Source organism: Vibrio sp. 11986-1-5 (assembly GCF_963878025.1).
Classification (GTDB): Bacteria; Pseudomonadota; Gammaproteobacteria; order Enterobacterales; family Vibrionaceae; genus Vibrio; species Vibrio injensis.
Window position 1 is genome coordinate 431,790 of the sequence record NZ_CAWNVW010000022.1, and the last position, 22,176, is coordinate 453,965.

Annotated in this window: 20 protein-coding genes and 1 CRISPR repeat array; of the genes, 5 read left to right on the top strand and 15 right to left on the bottom strand. The window is 43.9% G+C overall.

From position 1 onward, the window contains the following. Positions 1-6: 6 nt before the first annotated feature. The 3 genes from AACS00_RS07790 to AACS00_RS07800 form a co-directional block, all read right to left on the bottom strand. Positions 7-2,466 carry an ABC transporter permease gene (locus tag AACS00_RS07790; protein WP_110167020.1) on the bottom strand — a complete coding sequence of 820 codons (2,460 nt, stop codon included), beginning with the start codon at positions 2,464-2,466 and terminating at the stop codon, positions 7-9. Continuing rightward, a complete protein-coding gene (locus tag AACS00_RS07795; RefSeq protein ID WP_110167021.1) occupies positions 2,447-3,118 on the bottom strand; it encodes an ABC transporter ATP-binding protein in 672 nt (223 codons plus the stop codon). Before AACS00_RS07795 ends, AACS00_RS07790 begins: the two co-directional genes overlap by 20 nt. A gap of 124 nt (positions 3,119-3,242) precedes the next feature. Beyond that, a complete protein-coding gene (locus AACS00_RS07800) occupies positions 3,243-4,619 on the bottom strand; it encodes an MATE family efflux transporter (protein ID WP_110167022.1) in 1,377 nt (458 codons plus the stop codon). 185 nt (positions 4,620-4,804) lie between these two features. Here AACS00_RS07800 and AACS00_RS07805 point away from each other — a divergent pair, with 185 nt between their 5' ends. From AACS00_RS07805 to AACS00_RS07815, 3 genes are all read left to right on the top strand, one after another. After that, on the top strand, positions 4,805-6,232 hold the full coding sequence (locus AACS00_RS07805; protein WP_110167023.1) for a DUF2867 domain-containing protein: 1,428 nt from the start codon (positions 4,805-4,807) through the stop codon (positions 6,230-6,232). A gap of 162 nt (positions 6,233-6,394) precedes the next feature. After that, on the top strand, positions 6,395-7,309 hold the full coding sequence (locus AACS00_RS07810) for a lipase family alpha/beta hydrolase (protein WP_167363654.1): 915 nt from the start codon (positions 6,395-6,397) through the stop codon (positions 7,307-7,309). A 2-nt stretch (positions 7,310-7,311) separates the two neighbouring features. Beyond that, positions 7,312-8,151 (top strand): lipase secretion chaperone, encoded by an 840-nt coding sequence (locus AACS00_RS07815; RefSeq protein ID WP_110167024.1) that lies wholly within the window; start codon positions 7,312-7,314, stop codon positions 8,149-8,151. A 128-nt stretch (positions 8,152-8,279) separates the two neighbouring features. Here AACS00_RS07815 and AACS00_RS07820 read toward each other — a convergent pair whose 3' ends face one another. From AACS00_RS07820 to rsuA, 3 genes are all read right to left on the bottom strand, one after another. Then, a complete protein-coding gene (locus AACS00_RS07820) occupies positions 8,280-8,939 on the bottom strand; it encodes a DUF2913 family protein (RefSeq protein ID WP_181397499.1) in 660 nt (219 codons plus the stop codon). Further along, positions 8,939-10,147, bottom strand: coding sequence for a Bcr/CflA family multidrug efflux MFS transporter (locus tag AACS00_RS07825; RefSeq protein ID WP_110167026.1), 1,209 nt, complete (start codon positions 10,145-10,147; stop codon positions 8,939-8,941). Before AACS00_RS07825 ends, AACS00_RS07820 begins: the two co-directional genes overlap by 1 nt. A 164-nt stretch (positions 10,148-10,311) precedes the next feature. After that, positions 10,312-11,007, bottom strand: coding sequence for a 16S rRNA pseudouridine(516) synthase RsuA (gene rsuA, locus AACS00_RS07830; RefSeq protein WP_110167027.1), 696 nt, complete (start codon positions 11,005-11,007; stop codon positions 10,312-10,314). 85 nt (positions 11,008-11,092) lie between these two features. On the opposite strand from rsuA, the gene AACS00_RS07835 reads away from it, so the two are divergent. Both AACS00_RS07835 and rplY read left to right on the top strand, forming a co-directional pair. After that, entirely contained in the window at positions 11,093-12,832 is a 1,740-nt protein-coding gene (locus AACS00_RS07835) for a DEAD/DEAH box helicase (protein WP_110167028.1), read from the top strand. Between the two features lie 179 nt (positions 12,833-13,011). Continuing rightward, positions 13,012-13,290 (top strand): 50S ribosomal protein L25, encoded by a 279-nt coding sequence (rplY, locus tag AACS00_RS07840; protein ID WP_072669462.1) that lies wholly within the window; start codon positions 13,012-13,014, stop codon positions 13,288-13,290. Positions 13,291-13,607: 317 nt separating this feature from the next. On the opposite strand, the gene AACS00_RS07845 is transcribed toward rplY, so the two are convergent. The 9 genes from AACS00_RS07845 to cas10 form a co-directional block, all read right to left on the bottom strand. After that, positions 13,608-14,051 (bottom strand): hypothetical protein, encoded by a 444-nt coding sequence (locus AACS00_RS07845; RefSeq protein ID WP_110167029.1) that lies wholly within the window; start codon positions 14,049-14,051, stop codon positions 13,608-13,610. Beyond that, positions 14,035-14,379, bottom strand: a complete 345-nt coding sequence (locus AACS00_RS07850) for a hypothetical protein (protein WP_110167030.1) — start codon at positions 14,377-14,379, stop codon at positions 14,035-14,037. Before AACS00_RS07850 ends, AACS00_RS07845 begins: the two co-directional genes overlap by 17 nt. A gap of 816 nt (positions 14,380-15,195) precedes the next feature. Then, positions 15,196-15,583: a CRISPR direct-repeat array (repeat unit 28 nt; unit sequence TTTCTAAGCTGCCTGTGCGGCAGTGAAC). Between the two features lie 188 nt (positions 15,584-15,771). Beyond that, positions 15,772-16,323 (bottom strand): type I-F CRISPR-associated endoribonuclease Cas6/Csy4, encoded by a 552-nt coding sequence (gene cas6f / locus AACS00_RS07855; protein WP_110167031.1) that lies wholly within the window; start codon positions 16,321-16,323, stop codon positions 15,772-15,774. Between the two features lie 15 nt (positions 16,324-16,338). Next, on the bottom strand, positions 16,339-17,124 hold the full coding sequence (locus tag AACS00_RS07860; RefSeq protein WP_181397500.1) for a hypothetical protein: 786 nt from the start codon (positions 17,122-17,124) through the stop codon (positions 16,339-16,341). Continuing rightward, positions 17,121-18,170 (bottom strand): type III-B CRISPR module RAMP protein Cmr6, encoded by a 1,050-nt coding sequence (gene cmr6, locus AACS00_RS07865; RefSeq protein WP_110167032.1) that lies wholly within the window; start codon positions 18,168-18,170, stop codon positions 17,121-17,123. Before cmr6 ends, AACS00_RS07860 begins: the two co-directional genes overlap by 4 nt. Then, on the bottom strand, positions 18,167-18,634 hold the full coding sequence (gene cmr5 / locus AACS00_RS07870; protein ID WP_110167033.1) for a type III-B CRISPR module-associated protein Cmr5: 468 nt from the start codon (positions 18,632-18,634) through the stop codon (positions 18,167-18,169). The genes cmr6 and cmr5 overlap by 4 nt, the downstream gene beginning before the upstream one ends. Next, the gene (gene cmr4, locus AACS00_RS07875; protein WP_110167034.1) at positions 18,631-19,491 is read right to left on the bottom strand and encodes a type III-B CRISPR module RAMP protein Cmr4; all 861 of its coding nucleotides are present in this window, start codon (positions 19,489-19,491) and stop codon (positions 18,631-18,633) included. The genes cmr5 and cmr4 overlap by 4 nt, the downstream gene beginning before the upstream one ends. 20 nt (positions 19,492-19,511) lie before the next feature. Then, complete coding sequence (locus AACS00_RS07880) at positions 19,512-20,675, bottom strand: type III-B CRISPR module-associated protein Cmr3 (protein WP_110167035.1); 1,164 nt, start codon at positions 20,673-20,675, stop codon at positions 19,512-19,514. Continuing rightward, complete coding sequence (gene cas10 / locus AACS00_RS07885) at positions 20,672-22,045, bottom strand: type III-B CRISPR-associated protein Cas10/Cmr2 (RefSeq protein ID WP_219968402.1); 1,374 nt, start codon at positions 22,043-22,045, stop codon at positions 20,672-20,674. Before cas10 ends, AACS00_RS07880 begins: the two co-directional genes overlap by 4 nt. Positions 22,046-22,176: the final 131 nt, after the last annotated feature.

A 22,176-nucleotide genomic window follows, 5' to 3' on the forward strand; every position in this document is an offset into this window, starting at 1 on the left:
TATTACTCATAATGCGTCTCTTAATGATTTAATCGCAGACTGACGAACCAAACGCATCACGGGAAGCGCTCCAGAAATAATCAACGCCAACATCGATAACATAGCCGTTTTTGCATAAGCCGCTGGCATCATTTGCAGTTCAATACTCCATCCAAATGAGTAACGGATCACCACATCAATCACTAAGGTTGCCAATGCTAAACCGAGCGGTAAAGCGATCAACAACGCTATTATTCCAAACACCAATAGCTGTAATGCACCAATCACCACTAATTCTTTTCCGGATACGCCTAAACAACGCAGAAGGGAGATATGCCGCTGACGGGAAACTTCACCCGCTAAGGTTGCAAAGAAAATCCCGCACACCGCAATAAACAGCGTAATACTACTCAAACTATCGGCAATGGCAAAAGTACGATCAAACACCTTCATGGCTTGATGATGAATAGAGCTGTTATCAAACACACGTTCAGAATTAAGACGAAAGACATTGTTTAAACGCTTTAGTAATGCCTCGCCTTCCGTCGCCTTTTCAGAGTGTAGCGTCACCGCCAAAGAGACGTTGCCACTGCTCATGAAGCCGTGCAACCAACTTTGGTGAGACATCATGACTTGATGGTAAGGATTACCATAATCGTAATACACGCCGACCACTAGCCAATGTTGCCCTAAAGGCATCGATAAATCGAGATAATCACCCGGCCGAATGCCAAGCCGTAACGCCATCGATTCACTGATCATTACACTGCGAGATTGATGAAGAAGATACCAATAATCCGGAACCCCTACTTTAATCGTTAATGATTGCCGCTCCCCCTCAGAAGCACCTGTACTAACAATTTGCAGCATGCCTTTATCACTGGCGAGATCTTTTTCCCAACGATGCCACACCTCTTGCACTTCCGGTTGCTGAGTTAACCACTGTGTCATTCGTACCGCAGCACTATTAGTTGGATAGAGATAAATGTCTGCAGCTAATCGCTGATTCAACCACTTATCCGTGGTATCTCTAAAACTACCCACCATGGTTTCTACACCAATATTCGCCGTCATCGCTAGCATGAACGCCATCGTCGCCACCCCTCGATAACTCATACTCGCTGCTGCATCAGCAAAAAACCAGCGTGCTTTTACTCCCCGTAAAGTATAAGAAAAGCTGATAAATAGTTTCCAAATAAAATAAGGCGTTAACAACGCGGCACTCAATAGCATTAAAGTGATGATCACAAACCCAGAGGTTTGACTTTTCGGCGCCTGATAAATCGCAATCGCTGAAACAAGCAAGCCACAAGCAACGAATCCTTGCAAAGTAAATTCTGCACCAGCAAAACGAACCATGGATAAACGCGTGGTTAAACGGATAGGTTGAGACTTGAGCAAACGAATTAACGGCCAAGCACAAGACGCTAAAGCGGCGCAAGTCGCCATCAATAAACTATAGCTACTCCAGCGCCAGTCCCACCCAACAGAAAGACCAACATTCGCGTCATACAGATTACTTAAGCTAGCAGACACTGAAGGTAATAATTGATTAGCCAGTACCAAACCTAAGACATTACCACAAGCCCAACTGATTAAAATCAAACCAAACAATTCAATCGATAATGCTTGTGCTAATTGCCAGCCCGACACTCCCGTTTGCCTTAAGGTGCCAACAAGTGGTTGACGTTGAATCAATGATAACGACATGGCTTGATAAAAAATAAACATACCGACGATAAAAGAGAGCATCCCTAACGCCGTTAAATTCATATGAAAAGCTCGTGTTAGTGACTCTAACTCACTGCGCGTTGTACGTACCAACGCCATGCCATTAGGCAAACTATCGGTTAATGTCTGCAATTTCTCTTTCGGCATATCACCGCATGCAATCACCGATAAACCGGAACTTTGGCGGATGCTGCGCACCAATGACAAGTCAGCAACGACTCGTGTGCCATTGATCAAGCCATTAGTATCAATTAATAGCGGACCGAGCAAACTACCATCCTGTAATGGAATGTAGTCTCCATTGCTCCAACCTTGTAACGTTGCAAAACCATCGCTGACTAAAATCGGATGTGGTGGTTTAAATAAGGCTAACGTACTAATTTCATTGAATGGTTGACGATTATTAAGAGGTAACATCGCCACCGGATCAATCCCTAAAAGAGTGAATTCTGTCCCGGTTGCTGTGGTTAAGCGATAATGGTCGATAGGTACACATTGATGAAAGCCTTCCCGACGTAACTGAACATAAAAGCCTTGAGGAATTTTGTTAGCAATGTGTTTAGGACGAATGCGATAAGGAAGAGGATGAGTAAACAGCTTTTCACCATGCTGATAACTTTGTTTTGCATGATGATTAATAGCAGTAACGCCAACTAATAGAGAAACGCTGAGTGTTAATCCCAGCCAAACGAGGAATATTTGTAACGGATAGCGCCGATAATGCCCAAGTAACGCTTTAACTACGGGCAATAACATGCAACCTTCCTCCTTGTAGGCGAATGCAACCTTCCATGTGCTGCGCTACTTTTTCACTGTGAGTGACCAACAATAAGGTACATTTTAACTGTCGAGTTAATGAAGTCAGTAAACGCATCACCGCTTCAGCATTGCGTTCATCAAGGCTACCGGTTGGCTCGTCCGCTAAAAGAATTTTTGGTTCCATATACAAAGCACGAGCAATGGCTGCACGTTGCTGTTGCCCACCCGACACCTCTTCAGGATAACGCCCCAATAATGGCATTAAATCTAATGATGAGAGAATTTGTCTTAGCAACTCTTGATCTTCGGGTAGCCCTTTGAGCTGACGACAGAAGCGAATATTGTCGGCGACATTTAAGGTCGGCAACAGATTAAACTGTTGGAAAATGTGACCAATATTATTACGACGAAAAGCGGTACGTTTATGCTCCGATGTATTATGCATAGCAAAGCCGGGAAACCAAATCTCTCCCGAGTCGACACTATCTAAACCAGCGATCAAATTAAGCAAGGTGCTTTTTCCAGAGCCACTCTCACCCATTAATGCCAACTGATCTCCTTGATTTAACGTCAACTCTGCACCTTGTAACACAGGGTGGAACTCATCACCATCCACAAAACCCTTGCTCAGGTCTATCAGCTGTAACATTAAACCGCTCACACCGTTGCTTAAAATAGGATTGAGAATCTACACTAAATCCCTTCAGGTAGGAAGTATTTTGGCTACAGATCACATAATATGAATACAATTGCACCAACTTGTTGTTATGTGTCTAGTTTCCGATCAAATTTCGCATCCATTTTTTACTGATCATTCGCCATAATGACCCCGCCCATTTAATCACTTCCTCAACTAGAAATAACAAATAAATCCATTCAGGTTTGACGTTAAAATAAATAGCGGCAATCGCCGCGAGAGGAATCCCAATAATCCACTGCGCCACTACATCTTGGCCAAGGCAAAATTTGACGTCGCCACCAGCACGAAGCACCCCCACAATCACCGTCATCGGAACGGAGCGCAAGATAATACCAAGGCTTAAAATAACAATGAATTTTTCTGCCAACAGACGAGTTTCTTCGGTCAAGGCACTAAAAGCATTTAAGATAGGGATCTGCACAATAAATAAGACCATCGCCACCAGTATACCTGACAGTAAACTGAGCACCGTGACGCCAATCGCTTGATAATAGACCGCATAATATTGCTTCGCACCCAACTGGTTACCAATAAGTACCGCGGCTGCATTGGACATCCCAATCAAAAAACTCAAAGAGATGGATTCGACAGGCGTCATGACCGATAAAGCAGCCAGACCTTGCACTCCACTTTGACCCATGATGGCGTGATAAACAAATAACCCTCCGGCCCATGCCAAAAAGTTAAACGTTGTTGGTAGTGATAGACGCAAAAATCGTTCAATGGTCTGCCAAACCATGACCGCTTTTACATCACGTAATCCAAAAGCTAATAGATGATTTTTCCAATATAGGTAACCATACAAACAGCCAACTTCAAGAAAACCGCTGAGTAAGGTTGCTATCGCTGCCCCTTGAATACCGAGAGCGGGAAAACCTAATTTGCCGAAAATCAGTACCCAATTCAAAAATACGTTGGCCAAAATACCAATACCACTGAAAAAGGTACTAATGCCAGGCTTATGCATCGCACGTAGGCCAACGGCCATGCTACTGACACAGGCAACCGCTAACATGCTAAAAGAGGTAATAATCAGATATTGACTGCCCAACTGGTTAACCAAATCCGAATCGGTGGTCAATGCCATAATTTGCTGTGGGAAAAACAAAAATAAACCCACCGTCAATACCGCAAACAGCATCGAAACCAACCAAGTCAAAGCCGTACTTTCTCTCACTCCTTGTTTATTCGCCGCGCCCCAATACTGAGCAGTTAACAGCGCACCTCCTGTCGTGACTCCCACGAGCATAATCGTGGTCACAAACGTCGCTCTTGCTGCTACACCAACCGCCGCTATTTCTGCTTCACCCAGTTGCCCCAGCATCAACACATCCACTAAGCCACGGCTTGAAAACATGATGCTTTGCAAAGTAATCGGTAAAGCAATCGCTATCAGGCGACGAAGAAAGTCACCTTTGGTGTAATATATCACTTGTGAAACAACGGACAACGGAGCACCTCAATGGCAAACATGGATCAAAAAAGGCAAACTCAGTCGTATCAATCACCATCATGGCTCACCGTCTGAGTAAACACAATGCACCAAGTGGTATCGCTACAACGTCGAGTAAGAAAGGTTTAGCAATATGGTCGAGGATTATACGCTCAAGCCTTAACCTATCCAAAGGAATAAAAATGAAAAAAGTATTAGTATTAGGTGCTTCAGGTTATGTCGGCTCCCAACTTATCCCTTTATTGCTGGCACAAGGTTATCAGGTCACTGCGGCGGCTCGGCAGGTCGATTATTTTACTGACCGTACTCCTAAGCACGACAATTTAACCATTATTTATCTTGATTTAGCCGACCCACAACAAACTTGCCACTGGGTCAAACAAGCAGATTTAGTCTATTTTTTGGTGCACGGCATGGCTCAAGGCGACGATTTCATTAACTACGAATTATCGCTGGCCACGAATATGCGCGATGCTTTACAACAGAGCCAAGTAAAACACGTCATTTATCTTAGTGCCTTGCAACCCCTATCCGGCCATTCTGACCATTTAGCCGCTCGACAAAAAACCGGCGAAATTTTACGGCAAAGTCACGTCCCCATTACCGAATTAAGAGCAGGAGTCATTATTGGCCCGGGATCGGCGGCTTTCGAGATCATGCGTGATTTTGTTTATAACTTACCCATTCTGATCACACCACGATGGGTTGATTCAAAAGCCAATCCGATTGCGTTAAGCAATCTTAATCATTATCTGCTGGCTCTTGCTCAAGAAACGCCCACTCAGCATCAACAATTTGAAGCTGGTGGCCCCGATACCCTCACCTACCGCCAACAGTTTGAGATTATTTGTCAATTAGCCAATAAACCTTTTCGGCTTTGGTCTACCAGCTTACTCACTCCGAGAATGGCTTCATACTGGCTTGGTTTAGTCACCTCGGTGCCTTCAAGCATTGGACGAGCCCTATTAGATGGCCTTGCCCATGATTTTATTGCGAATAACGAGGCTATTGAGCAGCGCTATCCACAAACGATGATCCATTTCTACGATGCGGTGAAATCCACCATCGAACAAGAAGGCACTTTTGTACGCAGTAACGTCTGGGGATTTGATCCCGGCGCTATGCAGCGCTGGCAACCGGGATTTGGATTTTACCCGAAGCACACTGGCGCTACGATAACCACCGATGCCAGTTCAGAACAGTTATGGGCCGTGGTCAAAACCATGGGGCAGCGCCACCAAGGCTATTTTTTTGCTAATCCATTATGGCGAACCCGTGAATGGCTCGATGTATTCTTTGGTGGAGGAAAGCCGATTCGACGCACCCCACAAGGAACCGAGTTGCAAGTCGGTGATTTTATTGATTCATGGAAGGTCATTCGCTGTCAACCGCCACGCTTTTTATCTTTATTGTTTGGTATGAAAGGACCAGGATTAGGCCGCTTAGAGTTTGCAATTAAAGATCTTGGTCAGCAACGTGAATTGACCATTACCGCTTGGTGGCATCCACAAGGTTTTCTCGGTCTTCTCTATTGGTTTGTCATGATGCCTGCGCATCTATTTATTTTTAAAGGCATGGTTCGTGCGATCGTTAAAAAAGCGACCAAATAAGCTCATGAGAACCACTCAGAAAATGACGAGTTATCAGCGTCACAATCACAGCGAAAACCCTCGACAGAGTGAGAAATTGAAACTATTTTACATTGATAAAATCAATGCCAACTAAAAAACAAATAACATAAGGATATCAATGTGAACGTCATATATCGATGGATAGGTATACTCTGTATTGGACTATTTTCCCTTCATGCCCCAGCGACATTAGCCAATAGTGGTTATACCGAAACTCGCTACCCATTAGTACTCGTCCATGGCATTTTCGGCTTTGATAGCATCGCCAAAATAGACTATTTCTACGGTATTCCCCATGCACTAAGCAAAGATGGCGCTACCGTATTTACCGCGCAAGTGGCTGCCGCTAACCGCTCAGAAGTACGAGGCGAGCAACTACTGGCGCAAGTTGAAACCATCTTAGCCTTGACTGGCAAAGAGAAAGTCAATCTTATTGGTCATAGCCAAGGCAGCCCAACCGCTCGCTATGTTGCCTCAGTTCGCCCGGATCTGGTTGCCTCTGTCACCAGTGTTGGTGGCGTTAATTGGGGTTCACGAGTTGCTGATATCGTGAGAAATACCGTGCCGGAAGACTCCATTTCTGAAGCCTTAGCGGTCAAAATAACCGATAGCTTTGTTGCGTTGATCAACTTACTCTCCGGTGGCAAAGGTTTAGAACAAGATGCCTTAGCCGCACTCGATACTTTAACCACCGAAGGCTCACTGGCTTTTAATCGCCATTATCCAGAGGGTGTACCAACAACCTATTGTGGACAGGGTGAAGCCGTCGCCAGTAATGGGGTCCACTATTTTTCTTGGACAGGCTCATCAGCGATCACTAATTTGCTGGATCCAACTGACATCCCTATAGGTATTCTAAGCCTCGCTTTTGATGAGCCCAATGATGGCCTCGTCTCCGTCTGTAGTAGCCATCTTGGTCAAGTGATTGGTACTCACTATAAAATGAATCATCTCGATGAAGTTAATGGACTGTTAGGCATTCGCCATCTTTTTGAAATTTCACCTGTTACTCTTTATCGCCAACATGCCAATCGTTTACAACAACTTGGACTGTAGTCATGCGCTATAAACGAATGACCTTTATTTTATTACTCGGAGCACTGACAGTGACGCTGTCACTATCACTGTTCCGTGATAATAATAAACCCGCGGATAAACAACCACCGATGGTACTGAAAAGCGAAGTCGATCTTTCCTCCCCTCGCGATTTGCTGAATTATCTGGTGTCGGAGATGGAGCAGGTTGATCTTAACTTATTACAACAGCAATTTACCGATTATATTGACGAAAACATCAGTATTGATGCGCCGCTATTTCATCAATTAACCGCCTACCAACAGGCTCTGGATAAGTTAAGCTTTTCATCATTAAACGGATTGGCCGCCGATTGGCAGCGTCTGCATGACAAAATCGTTCATCTACAAGATGTTCATTTTTCTAGCGAACAACAATCTTTATTTATAGAAGAAAACCGCATCCGTCAGCTTGCGATTGATAAGAAAAAACTGTTTGAAATCTATTCACAACAAAAAGCACAACGCTTATGGGATGAACAGATAAAACAACAACCGGACTACATTCAACGTAATGAACATAACCACCGTTTATTAACCGCAGTCCTTACACTGGACAAACAAGACCCACAAGATCACTATCTGGCTTTGAAGGAGTTAGTGGATGAAGAAACCATTCAGCGTCTTAATCACCTTGGCCAGTCAAGGCAGCAGTTTGAACAGCAATGGCAATATTATCTTGAGCAGAGGAAAACTATCGTTAAGCGCCTAGCCGCTCACCCTGAGCAACAGCACGCCCAACTGGACGAACTGCGGCGCAACTCATTCTCCGAACGAGATTTACGACGTGTAGAAAGTTTAGAACGAATCCACTTTAGTCAATAAAGTCGCAGCTGGTTGGTCTCAATGAACCGAGATAGAGCAGTGATTGGTGTCAGATAATTAAAGCAGATTTTATGCTTTGCAAAGCGACGGCCTAGCCGTCGCTTTCGTTTAGGCTAAAAAGCGCACAATTAGGCCACTTGAAATGAAAGGGGAATTTCCGCTAATTGTGTTCCCTGATTTCCCGGAAAAATCAGATATTCTCCGTGGTATTTAACATTCGATTTATAATCCGTACGTTTATGAACCATAAACCCTGCGGCAGAAGCTTTTTCAACAAATTCAGCATGAAAACCACGCACAAACCAGCTCATCGGTTTAACCAGCATTTCACCGTCAAAACAGGCATCACATTGAACCGAACACAGCGCTAAAGAGTTCTGACCATCGGTAAAAATTTGTATTTTTCCACAGCCAACCAGCGGCTCAGAAGTCGAGACCTCCCAACCTGCTTGTTCCATCTCATCCAAAAAGGCTTCAATTTTCTTATCGGTCAAATCGTTATCAGCATGATCATTAAAGAACCGTGCATAAAACGCGGAAATACGTCGAAATTGGAGCAATAACCCCGACTGATTTCCCTTCGAACGTCCGGCTTTTTGCCAAGCGGTTAAGTCATCGCCAACACAACGTTGAAAACGTTGGCTTTTTAACGCCTTCGAGACCCAATGTACTAAAAAGTGGTTGTTTGCTACTGGAGCATCCGCTAATTTTCCTGCGGCATGTTCTTGTGCTAATTCTTGCAAAGCACTATTAACAACTTTCTGAATTTCTAAATGATAACTCGACACTATGCGTTTCTTCCCAACGTCCAATAAAAACCAGCCGACAAAACCGAGCATGCCGCCATCACTAAAATCATTGGCCAAGTGACATCACTTGGCATTGAGGCAACGACGGCACCAATCAATGAGCCAGTGCCAAAACGCAATGTCCCCGCCAAAGAGGAAGCCGTACCCGCGATTCGAGAATACCCACTCAACAATAGCCCCATTGCATTACTACCAATGGTTGAAATAGTACCAATAAATAATACAACAAAAGGAACGGTTCCCCATAAACCCCAATCGAGAGTCCAGCCGACAAATAGACCGACACCGGCCAATAACTGAATGAACAAACCAAAGCGTAACATGGCATGAGAACCAACGCGTCGTACAAATCGACCATTGATACTGGTCATCGCGATCATCGCAATAATATTGAGTGCAAACAGATAACCAAACTGGTTTGGAGTTACACCAAAAATATCAATATAAACAAAAGAGCCTGCTGTCAAAAAAGCAAACATCCCAGAGAATGAAAAAGCTCCCGCAAAAATCAGCCCCATAGCCTGCCCATTACGACACAGTTGGGCATAGTTTTTCATCGTGCTCATGAAACGCAATGGCTGACGATTTTCTACCGCGAGTGTCTCTGGCACTTTCCAAACAACCATCGCCATGACGACCACAGCAAACATTGCTAACACCCAGAAAATGGATCGCCAACCAAACCAAACGGCTAAGTGTCCACCAATCAATGGGGCGACTAATGGCGCGAGTGTGACCACCAGAGTGACAAAAGACATCGCGCGAGCAAAATCTTCCCGATCAAACATATCGCGCACCACCGCCTGAATCACGACTGCAGCCGCCGCACCAGCAAACCCTTGAGCAGCACGAATATAAGTTAATGCTTCAATTCCATGCGTTGTGGCACTAAACACGGACGCAACCGCAAATAAAAATATCCCTAACAACATCACGGGGCGACGTCCATAGCTGTCCGCTAATGGACCGTGTAATAATTGCCCGATGGCAAAACCCGCTGTATAAGCCGTTAACGTTAATTGTACTGAGCCAGCAGTCGTCCCTAAATCTCTGGCGATAGCGGGCATCGCAGGCAAATACATGTCGATAGCCAGCGGGGTTAATGCGCCGATAGCACCCAGCACAATAAACAGCAAGAAGCCAAGGCTAGTAGCATCATATTTAGCAGGGGCATTATTGGAAGTCATAAGTCTCCGTTCGTTTTATCAATAAATAGGATTGAATCCTTGTCAATAAGGTTTCTGTATCCACCCTATTGACGTTGCTGATCTGCAGCATATGTCTACACTCAGCAAAATAGAAGGTCTCGAGTACACGTTTGCTCATCAGAAATGCAGAGCAGAAAAGTGGTTCAGTTCCAGACAGAAGCGATTTCGGACTCGGTCAAATAGCGAGATTCTCCCGGTTCAAGAGAAGGATCTAATACAATATCCCCTACCCGTTCACGATGTAACCCGACCACCTTATTGCCTAGAGCAGCAAACATGCGTTTCACTTGATGGTATTTACCTTCGTGAATAGTCAATAAAACCTGTTTTTGATCAATCACTTCAAGCTGAGCAGGTCGAGTTAAAGCTCGCTCACCGCGTAACTCAATCCCCTTAGCAAACTGTTCAGTATACTCGTCGGTAATCGGATCCGCGAGCCAAACACGATAGGTTTTTTCACAATGGTGTTTAGGAGAAGTGACCCGATGTGACCATTGCCCATCATCGGTAATTAACACTAATCCCGTCGTATCAACATCTAGCCTGCCGGCAAAATGCAAATCACGTTGATTGGCTTCATCGAGTAACACAAAGGCCGTTTGATTGAAGCTATCTTCATGAGAGCATACATAACCTTGTGGTTTATGCAGCATAATATAACGAGGGCCACTTAACGTCAGCGCTCGGCCTTGCCACTCCACTTGCGACAATTCCGTGGCTTGACATGAACCACTTTTACGAACGATACCATCGACCGTTACATCGCCACTTTTTAAAAGTTGAGTCGACTCTTTACGTGTGGTACCGAGCGCATCACACAAAAATTTATCTAAACGCATGAATACCTCATCTGCTTGAAGTCAGGTATTATACAAGCCTCACTCAAAATAGTTGAACTATTTCACATAATTAATCCTTGCCTTTATGTATACCTTACGACCTTACCAAGCCGATTCCGTCAAAGCGGTCATCCATTATTTTCGCCAACACAGCACGCCTGCGGTGATTGTTCTGCCTACCGGTGCTGGGAAAAGCTTAGTGATTGCTGAATTAGCACGTTTAGCCAAAGGACGAGTATTGGTCCTTGCTCACGTTAAAGAACTGGTAGAACAAAACCACGCTAAATATGAAGGGTATGGACTGACTGGCGGAATATTTTCTGCTGGGCTGGGACGAAAAGAAAACGATCACTCTGTCGTTTTTGCATCAGTGCAATCTGTGGTACGAAATTTATCCGCTTTTCAACAGCAATATTCATTACTCGTCATTGATGAGTGCCATCGAGTACCCGATGATAAAGACAGTAGCTATCAAAAAGTGATCAGTCACCTATTAGCACTTAATCCTAATATGAAAGTACTCGGCCTAACGGCGACTCCTTATCGGCTGGGCATGGGATGGATCTACCAATACCACACTCGTGGTTTAGTACGCAGTGAAGAGACCCGTTTTTTCAAAGACTGCATCTTTGAGTTACCCATTCATTATTTATTGGATGAAGGGTTCTTGACGCCAGCAAGACTCATTGATGCGCCCATTCTTAGTTACGATTTTTCTCAGCTAAGCCCAACGAGTACTGGACGATATAAAGAATCTGAACTCGATCTGGTTATCGAGCAATCAAAGCGTGCGACACCGCAAATTGTTCAACAAATTATTCAGTTAGCGGAGAACAAGAAAGGCGTGATGATTTTTGCTGCAACCGTTCGTCACGCCCAAGAGATCCTCAGTTTACTGCCTGAACAACAATCCGCCTTAGTCATTGGCGATACTTCATCACAAGAGCGTGATCGAATCATCCACAGTTTCAAACAGCAAGAGATCCGATTCTTAGTCAACGTTTCAGTATTGACCACCGGCTTTGATGCCCCACATGTCGATTTAATTGCTATTTTAAGGCCCACCGAGTCGGTGAGCTTATATCAGCAAATCGTTGGTCGAGGTTTACGTCTCGCTCCGGGAAAAACCGAATGTTTGGTACTCGATTATGCAGGTAACCAGTACGACCTGTATCAGCCTGAAGTCGGCGACCCGAAACCCGACTCCAATAGTGAAATCATTACTATTCCTTGCCCTGCCTGTGGCTTTAATAATAACTTTTGGGGGAAACTGGACGCTAACGGTTTTCTTCTCGAACACTATGGACGACGCTGCCAAGGCTATTTTGAAGATAAAGAGACCGCAGAGCGTGAACATTGTGGTTATCGTTTCCGAGCCAAATATTGTAACGAATGTGGCGCTGATAACGATATCGCGGCGCGAATTTGTCACGAATGCCAAGCGACTTTAGTGGATCCTGATAAAAAACTTAAAGAGGCATTAAACTTAAAAGATGCATTAGTATTTGAATGCCTCTCCATGACATTCAGCATTCATAAAGACAGCAAAGGAAAAAACCACCTTCGCGTTACTTACCTCGGTGAAAATAACGCTCAAGTGCACGAATTTTGGTCACTCACAACCCCAAAACAAAAAGCTATTTTCAAGCAGCGTTTTGTACGCCCTCATCTGGCCGATAAACATCGAACCTTTGAAGCCGCATCGCCAAATAAAGTTGTCGATCATCAACACCGTTTTCGACCACCACAATTCGTCATCGCACGAAAAAACGGCCGATTTTGGACGCTAAGAGATAAAATTTTTGCTGATGAACTCAGCAATTAGTCACACAGGTGATTGTCGAGTATAACGCATCATTTTTATTGCTCATCCTAACGTAGAATGTTAGTATCCGCGCTCGTTTTGGGAATGATTATTTATCGCTAACAAAACGCTACGACAGCACAAGGTCGCATTGATGCTGTCACACTGATTATTTTTTTACTAATTTGAGAGTAAATACTATGAAATTCAATGCAGTAGTGCGTACTGAACTAGGTAAAGGTGCGAGCCGCCGCCTACGTCACGCTGGTCTATTTCCTGCTATCGTTTACGGTGGTGAAGCTGCGCCAGTATCTATCGCACTAAAACACGATGACGTCATCAACCAAATGGATAAGCCAGAGTTCTACGAAGCAATTACTCTAGTTATCGATGGTGCTGAAGTTAAAGTTAAGCCTCAAGACGTTCAGCGTCACGTGTTCAAGCCAAAAGTTGAGCACATGGACTTCATCCGTATCTAATTCCCTACCAAGGAATTAATTGGATAAAATCCACCCTTTTGCATAAATAAGATTTTTTGGCCTTACCATCCAAATCATCTAAAAAATTAGAAACCCCGATGCTACCAACATCGGGGTTTCGCCGTTTTAAATGCCATAAAAAGCTATTTTAACTATAAATTACATGCACTTATAATACCTGAGTATTTTGTGGGTGTAATTAGGGTGGCATTAAGGTGGTATTATACAGTAAGTTTTTGAGGGATCATTTAAGACCGATTAAACACAAACTTCAATATCAAAGGCGTGAATAGTATCGCTAACTTTCTATTATCGTTCTAATTACGGAAACCTAATTGAATCCCAATATGTCGTAAGTTTAGGTTTTGAGGTTGCGCTTCAATTAACTTATTCAAGACCTCTTTATCCACCCCCTGAACCAAGCTTGTGTTTGGTGTATCAAATACACCTATACCTTGATAGTATTTTAACTTTTCTTTCGCCCCAAGCTTTTCTAACTGTGATCTGAAATCAACAGTTTTCTGAGAGTGGCAAGCGTAAAAATTGGTTTGGTAAACGTACAAAGCGACCTGCTTTTGAGTTTCAAGATCAAGTTCATCAAACCAAGATGTAGTCACAAAGTCTGCCTCGTTACCAAGCTCTAGGTCAGTACAATGGTTGTAGACTGATTCCCAGTCTTGGCTTAGCTGCTGAACTGATGAATTGCACCCAAACAAAAATATAACCAATAAAACTATGAAATATTTATAACGCTGAATCACTGACACATCTCCAAAATTCTTGCTCCTTACCAGACGTATACCATGTTAAAGGCTCTGCCACTCGATAAATCTGACTACGGACTAGTTTGGGAGCAGCACCTAATGCGTCAGCAAATAACTCCCAATCATACTCACGAATGGTCACTCCCGTTTCGAAGGCACTTTTCGTAACAGAGGGCGTCATAAATATCTGATAAATAGGAATAGAAGCTAAAGCAGTAGCGAATAGATTACCTTGTTCAATGATACTTCTAATTTCCTCAATACCCCTCCTGCTCTTAGAGGATAGTTTTGTCGGACCAATGGAACAAAAACCTATATTCGCCATTTTAAGAGCCTATATTCAAAGAGTGTAATCATAATTAATGGTATTTGACTTGAGATGCAGAACCGTTCTACGCCTTTTTCTAAATCAGATTAGTCGCACTCATCATTTTCTCGGTGGGACTACCCTATAGACCATAAATTAATGCATCGTTACGCATCACGTATCGTATCAAATATTCAAATACATGCCCTAACATCAACCTTGGCGGTGGTGACTTAGATCACCAAAAAATTTTCATTTCCCGTGGGTTGCCCTCGTTTGCATGGGATTGGGGCTGGAAAGTACCTTTTACCCTAATGATATAGGGATGAATGAAGCGAATACACGAACTCAACACCTCCGCACTGCCGAGTACAGCCTCGCCGACTAAGAAACAATTTGCGGTTTAATTCTTTCAGAAGTGTGCTTGCCCAACTATCAGAAAGATCCAATCTGCTTGCTATTTGTGATGTTGTAACGCTTTCACCACGACGAATCGAGTACAACACTTAGTAGATATTCAAAAAATGGTTTGTATTAAATGATGACTTACCGGGATTTTTTTGGGAAAAAGTATGATGCTTTACTTAAGCAGGCAGCCTTTTTATCTCTGATTGGAGTCTGTGAATGGTCATACTATTCGAGTCTTATATGAAGTTGGCTCTACCAAGGTCAAGAGTGTTTTTTTATCGATAACATATACCTTCAAACTGGTGTATAGAAGCAAAAAAGAATGGGGAGCGTGATGCTCCCCATTGTTATTTTTACCTCTGCTGGTGAAGTTACTTTTCTTTGCTGGCTTCACTGGAGAGGCTTAGTTCGGGCGGTGGTTCTGTTTTTCTAAGCTGCCTGTGCGGCAGTGAACTCAAAGGTCTTACTAACGAAGCGGTCGCTCTATTTCTAAGCTGCCTGTGCGGCAGTGAACCCGTGAATATCGACTTCGAAGCCGATAGCCACTTTCTAAGCTGCCTGTGCGGCAGTGAACTTTTGACGTTGGAAGCCCACGACCCCAAAACATTTCTAAGCTGCCTGTGCGGCAGTGAACTTTGGTTCGAAGTCGTTCCTGCGCTTCGTGAGTTTCTAAGCTGCCTGTGCGGCAGTGAACTTTTGACGTTGGAAGCCCATGACCCCAAGACATTTCTAAGCTGCCTGTGCGGCAGTGAACAATCATCGGCCCCCAAAAAAAGGACGTCAAATTTTCTAAGCTGCCTGTGCGGCAGTGAACTATAGAATAAATCAATAAAAATAAGTTACAACAGTTAGTTAGGATAAAAATTGCATTTTTACCTTATTAAAAAGCGCCTATTGTAACTCATTGTATTTAAAGCTTATTTTTAAAGAGCAAAAATAAAGGGTAAAAATGCCTTTTTTACGTAGTAAAAATAAATTTAACGAAAGCTTCCCTCGACAACATTAAAACCAAGGAACGGTAGCTGACTGACTTAATCCATAGGAATCAAACTTTCCAGATATTGGTATTGACCGCATTTCACCAAACTCAAAGAATTTACGATACTTTTGCCCTGTAGAGCCACTCTGTAAGTCAAGATAAGGTGCTTTAATACTCTGGCTCAGCATCTTCTCTTTATAGCGCTGCTCACCTTCTTTATTGATACTCCCTCGTGCAATTAAACGGCGCAGCTTCGCAGCACTTAAATTACGCCGCTTAGCTGAGATCACCCGGTATTGAACTTGCTCAGGAACGCTTAACACTTCACTGATTTGGCAATAACCGACGAGAGGCCCTAACCAGCATAAACTTTGTAGATCATTCAATAAGCTTACCGAACCATGCACACGAAACAACTGCCCAAGCTTTAGGTTTGCTTCTGGAAAGCTAATTGCAATTTTATTGGTATTTAACTTAACCAATGCTTTGTGAAACTTCGTATACACTTTACTGCCCAATTCAGCTTCATTCATCTCCGCATCAGGTCGCAAATGTATGTCAATATATGAATCCATAGCTACTCCGTGATTCTAGGTGTTAGAACCGTTCTCGCATTCAGTGCCAAACTGCTCCATTTCTGCATCAGTACAATCCACAATAAAGGATTGCGAGCCTTTACTCTTAATTGTTTTCAAAATATTTTCGCCAAATTTTGGTGTTTTCAAACTGGCAATTTCAAAGCGTTGCGCACCACTGCGCATTCCAATGTAACCGAGCACTTCGGCACGACTGAAATCTTTTCTTGGCATTGGCGAACATTTTATATCTTTGCCAGTCTCAGATCGTAAAATGACCGTGATATCATCACTCTCACGATAATCAGAGGTAAACTGTTTAAACTCATCTTCAGTACACGTTATTACGAGTTCATCATTACCCTTGCCCTGCTGGATTTCTAAGATACGCCTACCAAATTCTGGTTTCTTCATGGAATTCAGTGTAAAACGCTCTGGCCCCCCCAACATACCAAGATACCCAAGAACTTCTTGACGACAGAAATCTTTACGACTCATTGGCGGACATTTTTTTTCTGTTCCCTTATCCGTCCTCAAAATAACCGTAATCACTTCATCATGTGCCAACAATTCACGTAATTTTTTGTCAATAAAGAGGTAAACAATCCCTGCCGCAATCAAACTGGTCGATATGGAAATCACTAATGTCCGTATAAATTCACCATTGAAATAATAGTTAACTCCATCATTAATCGACTGAATGACAATATGATTCCCATACTTTCCAGAAATAAAAATAGCCACTAAAGGTAAAAGAAACACAACTAGCCAAAAAGGCCAAGTTCGTTTTAAATAACTCATTCTTGCTCCCCTTTTAAAAATTGATAGGCTTTATAACGATTTTTAGAGCTATTCTTGGTTTCATTTTTCCATGACTCAATAACCTCGCAATGGTGTTGCTTTACCTTTTCTATTAAGTCTTGCAAATCATCACGCTCTTGTGTCTTCTTCAAATCCTTACTAAACATCTGTATAAGCTGATTTTCTGTCAGCTGACTAATACCTTTGGACCACTCCTCTTCAACAGCTTTCTGTTTCTGTGCTTCTCTTTGAGCACGAATCTTTGAGCTTAAATTAGGCCGTTTTAATGAGTCATCAATTAGCCTCTCTAAAAGTTCAGTGTTATCTTTGCAATACCCATAACCCGCCGCTGTCTTGGCACCGATACCATTGCTCTCTAATGCTTTGATCAACATGCTCTGGCAGAGCTTGATATGTTCTGGCTCACCTTCGAGCACAAATAAAAAACTGCCTTTCACGGCCAATAAATGATTCGGGATCGGGCTGTCTTTATCAGATGGTTCCGCCTGATTGCCGTTGTAATAGGCTTGATGATGTGTGGTGACTACATCGAGCACAAAAGGTTTAGCCCCCTCTGCAGGTATCCACCACGCATCATGAAAAGTGACTAAGCCCGATACTCGATAAAGCTGCTCACTATCGGCGGTACCAAACAGTTGTTCGAATTCATCGCTATGCCCTGCCAAATGTTGATTTGCCCACGCTCTAACAACGCCTTTCACACTCGAACCCGGAATATACGGCATGCCGTAGTTACGGCTTAAGCTACAGCCGGTTTCTAATGTAGCATTGCCCGTTAAGCCAATTAATAAGCGGTTTTCTAGCGTCATGGCGGTTTGGCTAAAGCGATTTTCGTCTTGGATGAGGTCAAACCAGCGGTTAAAGGCGCTTTTGTACTCAGATGAAGCGGGCAGTTTTACGATTTCTTCTAAATGCGCTGTCTTCTGATTAGCGTCAAGCTGGCCTTTTTGCAGTAAAAGACTCGGATTTACATTTTCCCTTTGGCTAAAAGCAACTTTTATGTCATTACGAACTAAACAGGTCATCGCTGTACCTCCTGTTTTTTCACACACTCTTCCAAAGGATTGCCATCTGGCCCTATTTTTAAGATTCCTTGAACATAACGGCGCAGCCAGCCTGCAATTTCCAGTGCTTCACGGGTATAGCGCATAATCTGCGTGAGATTAGATTCAATGATTGTTTTATGAAATTTTTCGTTGTTTTGCACATGTTTGAAGTCCCCATCAATTTCTTGAAACGCTGCTAGTAAGTGCTTGAGCATTTCTGTATGGGCCTTTTCTTTTACTGACTCCTCTTTTGCTGACTTTGCCAACAAAAAACCAGTAGCTTGGGCTAAGCCATTTTGCAAAATCATGGTAGGCAGTTTATGAGCAATGGTGGCGTAATTTTTAAGCAACTCTTCTCGCTCTTTTTTCTCATTTTCTGGGCCTTTAATGGCAACCACTGAGGAATAGGCTGATTGGGCAATGACTTGGTTTCTTAATATCATTTTTTTGCCTCCTGCATAATCAATTGCACTAAGCCATTTCCTACCCCTGCATTGCCACCCATTTGCAATAGAACGGAATTTGCCTGTTTATTGAACTCGTCGGCGTGTTCTACCGAATAACCTTGGGCACGTTCATTCAAGCTATAACGGCCCCACAAAACGCTCTCGGCAGGCAGGCTTTCTTCTGTCCATAATGCGCCACCGTCTACCACACCGGTTTCTAGGTTTATACGAATACGGGTGCGAATTTCAGTGGCAGTTTCAGCTAAATAGGCAAACACATCATCGGGCACAATGACAAAATGTTGTTGGAAATCGGTTTTAGCCGTTTCATCTTTGTCATAGATGATTTCTGATAACTGCTTGGCCCATTGTTGCGCCTTGTCACACTTCACAGCCTCAATATCCAGCTCTTCAAACACCACCTTATCTGAGGCGACGTTTTTGTTTTCATTAGCATAACGTGCTTTTGCTGTGTCTGTAGCAGGCAGTTCAATAGGTAACTTAAGCTCTTTTTTATAGCGTCGTAAAATAAAGGGGCAAGTAATATAGGCCACAATGCCATACAAACTGCGCACAGGCAGTAGTAACAGATGCGCATCAGTAATAGACATAGCTCCTACAAAACTTTCCGAACCGTCCTTACTGTTTGGACCAAATAACGACTTTATCAACGCTGACTCTTTACCATCAGTAGATAAATGCGCCCGTAATACACCTCGAATGGTCGCACCTGGGACTATCGGCAGGTTGGTCGCACGTTCGCGAATAATCGGCTGATCGACAATCCCAACGGATTGGCCAGAGCCACAGTGCAAATTGGTTTGTGTCACAAGGTGATAGTGTTTAAAAGACATGTCATTATCCTTACTGAATTCTATTGTTCGTTCCATGAGTACGCCATGGGAAGAGTGAGTCCAAAGCCATTTAAGTTGTGCTGTTTGTCATCGCACAAGTGCGCCATCCACAGTCGTTGTATATCTTGCTCTGTCACGTTTTCTTGAATTATTTCAAACCAATAGGTTGCCCCTGCGGGGATCATGCGCTCGCTGGCGCGGGGTTTATTACTGGCGAGATCCCAGCCAGATTGCGGTTGCCAGCGTTCTAACGCGGCAGCTTTGAGTGTTAACTGCAATGTTTCACACCCTGGCGGCGTACCCGTTAGGGTATTTTCATCGATCCAAGCCGGACGCCAGCCCGCGTTAAAAATCGTTGGGGTAAGAAATGTCAGAGTTAATCCGCCCGCGTTGATGATGCCTTTGGCAAAGTCTTGTGGATGTTCAGGCCATAAGTCACACGTTGAAACCTCGGCTAAGCGGCGCTCGCCGCCTAAGTTCATTGCCGTGAGCGATACCTTGCCATTAATCCCAGCCAAAATACTCACTTGCTCACAAGGAAAGGCCTCATTTGCGCTTGGCTGCTGCCACATGGTGAGGCCCGTGGTTTGAAATATTTGCCCTTCTAGCGAATTTAAGGTGATGTTATCACGCTCAATATGGGTGCGAATATCGGGTTCGGTCGGTGTCCAACCATTCGCTTTCACATCTGAAAATACGATTTTTTCGCCTCTTCGCCATGCCAGCAAGTCTTCCAACGCCCACCATTTCGGGCCACTAACAGGTTTACCTTGAATATCTTGTGACAAAAATAGCGGGAGTAAACCATTTGGTAGATCGCACCCTTCGTCTTCATTCGGCTGCGCAGGTTGCAGCCCAACAATTGTATTATTACCGTCAACCGAAAAATACTGCGCATCCGCAGGTTTCGGTACCAAAATATGTTTTTGTTCAAGGTTAGCGGTTGATTGGTCAATTGGGGTTTTCACTGCTAATGGACCAGTCACTGGCACCTCAAGTAGTGCTTTCAGCTTATCGTTATTCGTGAAGTCAATGCCAATTGTGCGTCCATACAGATTCCGCAGTGCCCCGGCAATAGTCGAAGGAGGCGGAAATTTTGCCGCTTCGGAATCTGAGATTGCCTCAAACGGACGGCTAGAGCGAATAATCAATGGATCGCGAGGGCTTAATACAAAGTAGTTCATGAGATTTCTTCCTTGCCTAAATCAGCCACTGTTTTCGCGGCCAGCCAACGTGCAATACGCAGCATATTTGCGAGCTCATCTAATGACTGAGCCTGCGCCTGCTCACGTAATTGTTGCTTTAACGATGCCAATTGGTCTTTAAATGTGCGTTTGCTATTACCTTCTGACGGCTCGTCCTCTTCATCAGTTTGTTCGAGTTGCTCTTTTGAATAGGAGTGTGCAAAGGAGGCTCGTGCGAGCATACGCTCCATTTCACTCAAGCGAATGCCAACCCCAACCTCACTCTCAACGTCTTTACAATTCGTCCACTTGAGGGCTTGGGACATGGCCAACACCTCTTGCATTATGCGAGTCGGCAGCAAGCCTTTTCTAAAGCCAGCCACAAATGCTTGCAAAGCATCCAACGTTGGTTTGTCATCCCAGCGGCAGCGCCATGAAATCTCATAACCAGAGCGAATCCCCAACTGAATCGCTAATGCGTTACGGGGATTAGCAAGACCATTTCCTTTCGCCAATTTTTCCGCTTGAATAGCACGTTGACGCAGTTGTCGCATGGGCTGGACGAAATGACCAATGGCAAGACCAACGGATAATGTGGGTGGCGTTTCAACGACTAGATTCAGTTCAGCATTCACAGCCGACATTTTATTTGCAAACAATTCAGCAAGCATTTTTGCACAAACCAAGGAGGTATTAAGAGGAACAAAAGCGAGAATATCATCACCGCCAGTATAAATGGCATGACCGCCCTGTTTACGCACCACACAGCGCACTTCGGTGGCAAATTGATGCAACGCTTTTGAAATCGCGATTGAATCCTTTGTTTGATTCGCCTTTGATAATAGCTCGCCCATGCGGTCGCCATCCGCTTTAAGCAACACACCGTAGGTCATTGGCGAGCCTGACTCTTTGCCAATAGTCGATAAACAGTCAAGCAGCGCCTTTTTTGAATCTTTATCTAGGCCTTTTTCTTGATCAATACGGCTGGCAAACAAGTATTCGCCATCATACGGGAAAGCCTGATACCTATCCTCATTACCCTTAACGGTTGTGGCTAGGCCTGCTTTTACAAATGGCTGATAATCAGATTGAAGGGTATTGAGTTGTTCAGGGCTCAAAGAGGATAACCAAGGTTCTGCGACCACACGCGAAAACGGCGTAAATTGCTCAAACTGACCGGATTGACGTTTGGCAAGCCCTAAAATATCCAGTTCTTCACGCTCGCTCAGCCTTAATTGATGCCGCCGTTCATTCTGTTTAATACGCTCAGTCAGGGTATTATTGGCGCCATCCAAGGTGGATTTAAACAAGCCAGTAGCCATATCTTGGATAGGCATAAAGTCTTTGGTTTGCTTGCGTGCAGCAAGCAACGTTCTGAGGAATCCCCTAATGATTTTGATAAAAATCATCAAGTTAAGGTAGATACACATCTTGTCGTATGATCAAATGGTTTCGCCAAAAATCAATAACCAGACAACAAGATGTGCGAACTCGATATTTT

Coding starts and splice junctions, on each gene's coding strand:
- cmr6 (WP_110167032.1), bottom strand. CDS start 18,170: ATGACCTGTTTAGTTCGTAATGACATAAAAGTTGCTTTTAGCCAAAGG.
- cmr5 (WP_110167033.1), bottom strand. CDS start 18,634: ATGATATTAAGAAACCAAGTCATTGCCCAATCAGCCTATTCCTCAGTG.
- AACS00_RS07860 (WP_181397500.1), bottom strand. CDS start 17,124: ATGAGTTATTTAAAACGAACTTGGCCTTTTTGGCTAGTTGTGTTTCTT.
- AACS00_RS07790 (WP_110167020.1), bottom strand. CDS start 2,466: ATGTTATTGCCCGTAGTTAAAGCGTTACTTGGGCATTATCGGCGCTAT.
- AACS00_RS07880 (WP_110167035.1), bottom strand. CDS start 20,675: ATGAACTACTTTGTATTAAGCCCTCGCGATCCATTGATTATTCGCTCT.
- rsuA (WP_110167027.1), bottom strand. CDS start 11,007: ATGCGTTTAGATAAATTTTTGTGTGATGCGCTCGGTACCACACGTAAA.
- AACS00_RS07835 (WP_110167028.1), top strand. CDS start 11,093: ATGTATACCTTACGACCTTACCAAGCCGATTCCGTCAAAGCGGTCATC.
- AACS00_RS07795 (WP_110167021.1), bottom strand. CDS start 3,118: ATGTTACAGCTGATAGACCTGAGCAAGGGTTTTGTGGATGGTGATGAG.
- AACS00_RS07825 (WP_110167026.1), bottom strand. CDS start 10,147: ATGACTTCCAATAATGCCCCTGCTAAATATGATGCTACTAGCCTTGGC.
- AACS00_RS07805 (WP_110167023.1), top strand. CDS start 4,805: ATGAAAAAAGTATTAGTATTAGGTGCTTCAGGTTATGTCGGCTCCCAA.
- rplY (WP_072669462.1), top strand. CDS start 13,012: ATGAAATTCAATGCAGTAGTGCGTACTGAACTAGGTAAAGGTGCGAGC.
- AACS00_RS07850 (WP_110167030.1), bottom strand. CDS start 14,379: ATGGCGAATATAGGTTTTTGTTCCATTGGTCCGACAAAACTATCCTCT.
- cmr4 (WP_110167034.1), bottom strand. CDS start 19,491: ATGTCTTTTAAACACTATCACCTTGTGACACAAACCAATTTGCACTGT.
- cas6f (WP_110167031.1), bottom strand. CDS start 16,323: ATGGATTCATATATTGACATACATTTGCGACCTGATGCGGAGATGAAT.
- AACS00_RS07815 (WP_110167024.1), top strand. CDS start 7,312: ATGCGCTATAAACGAATGACCTTTATTTTATTACTCGGAGCACTGACA.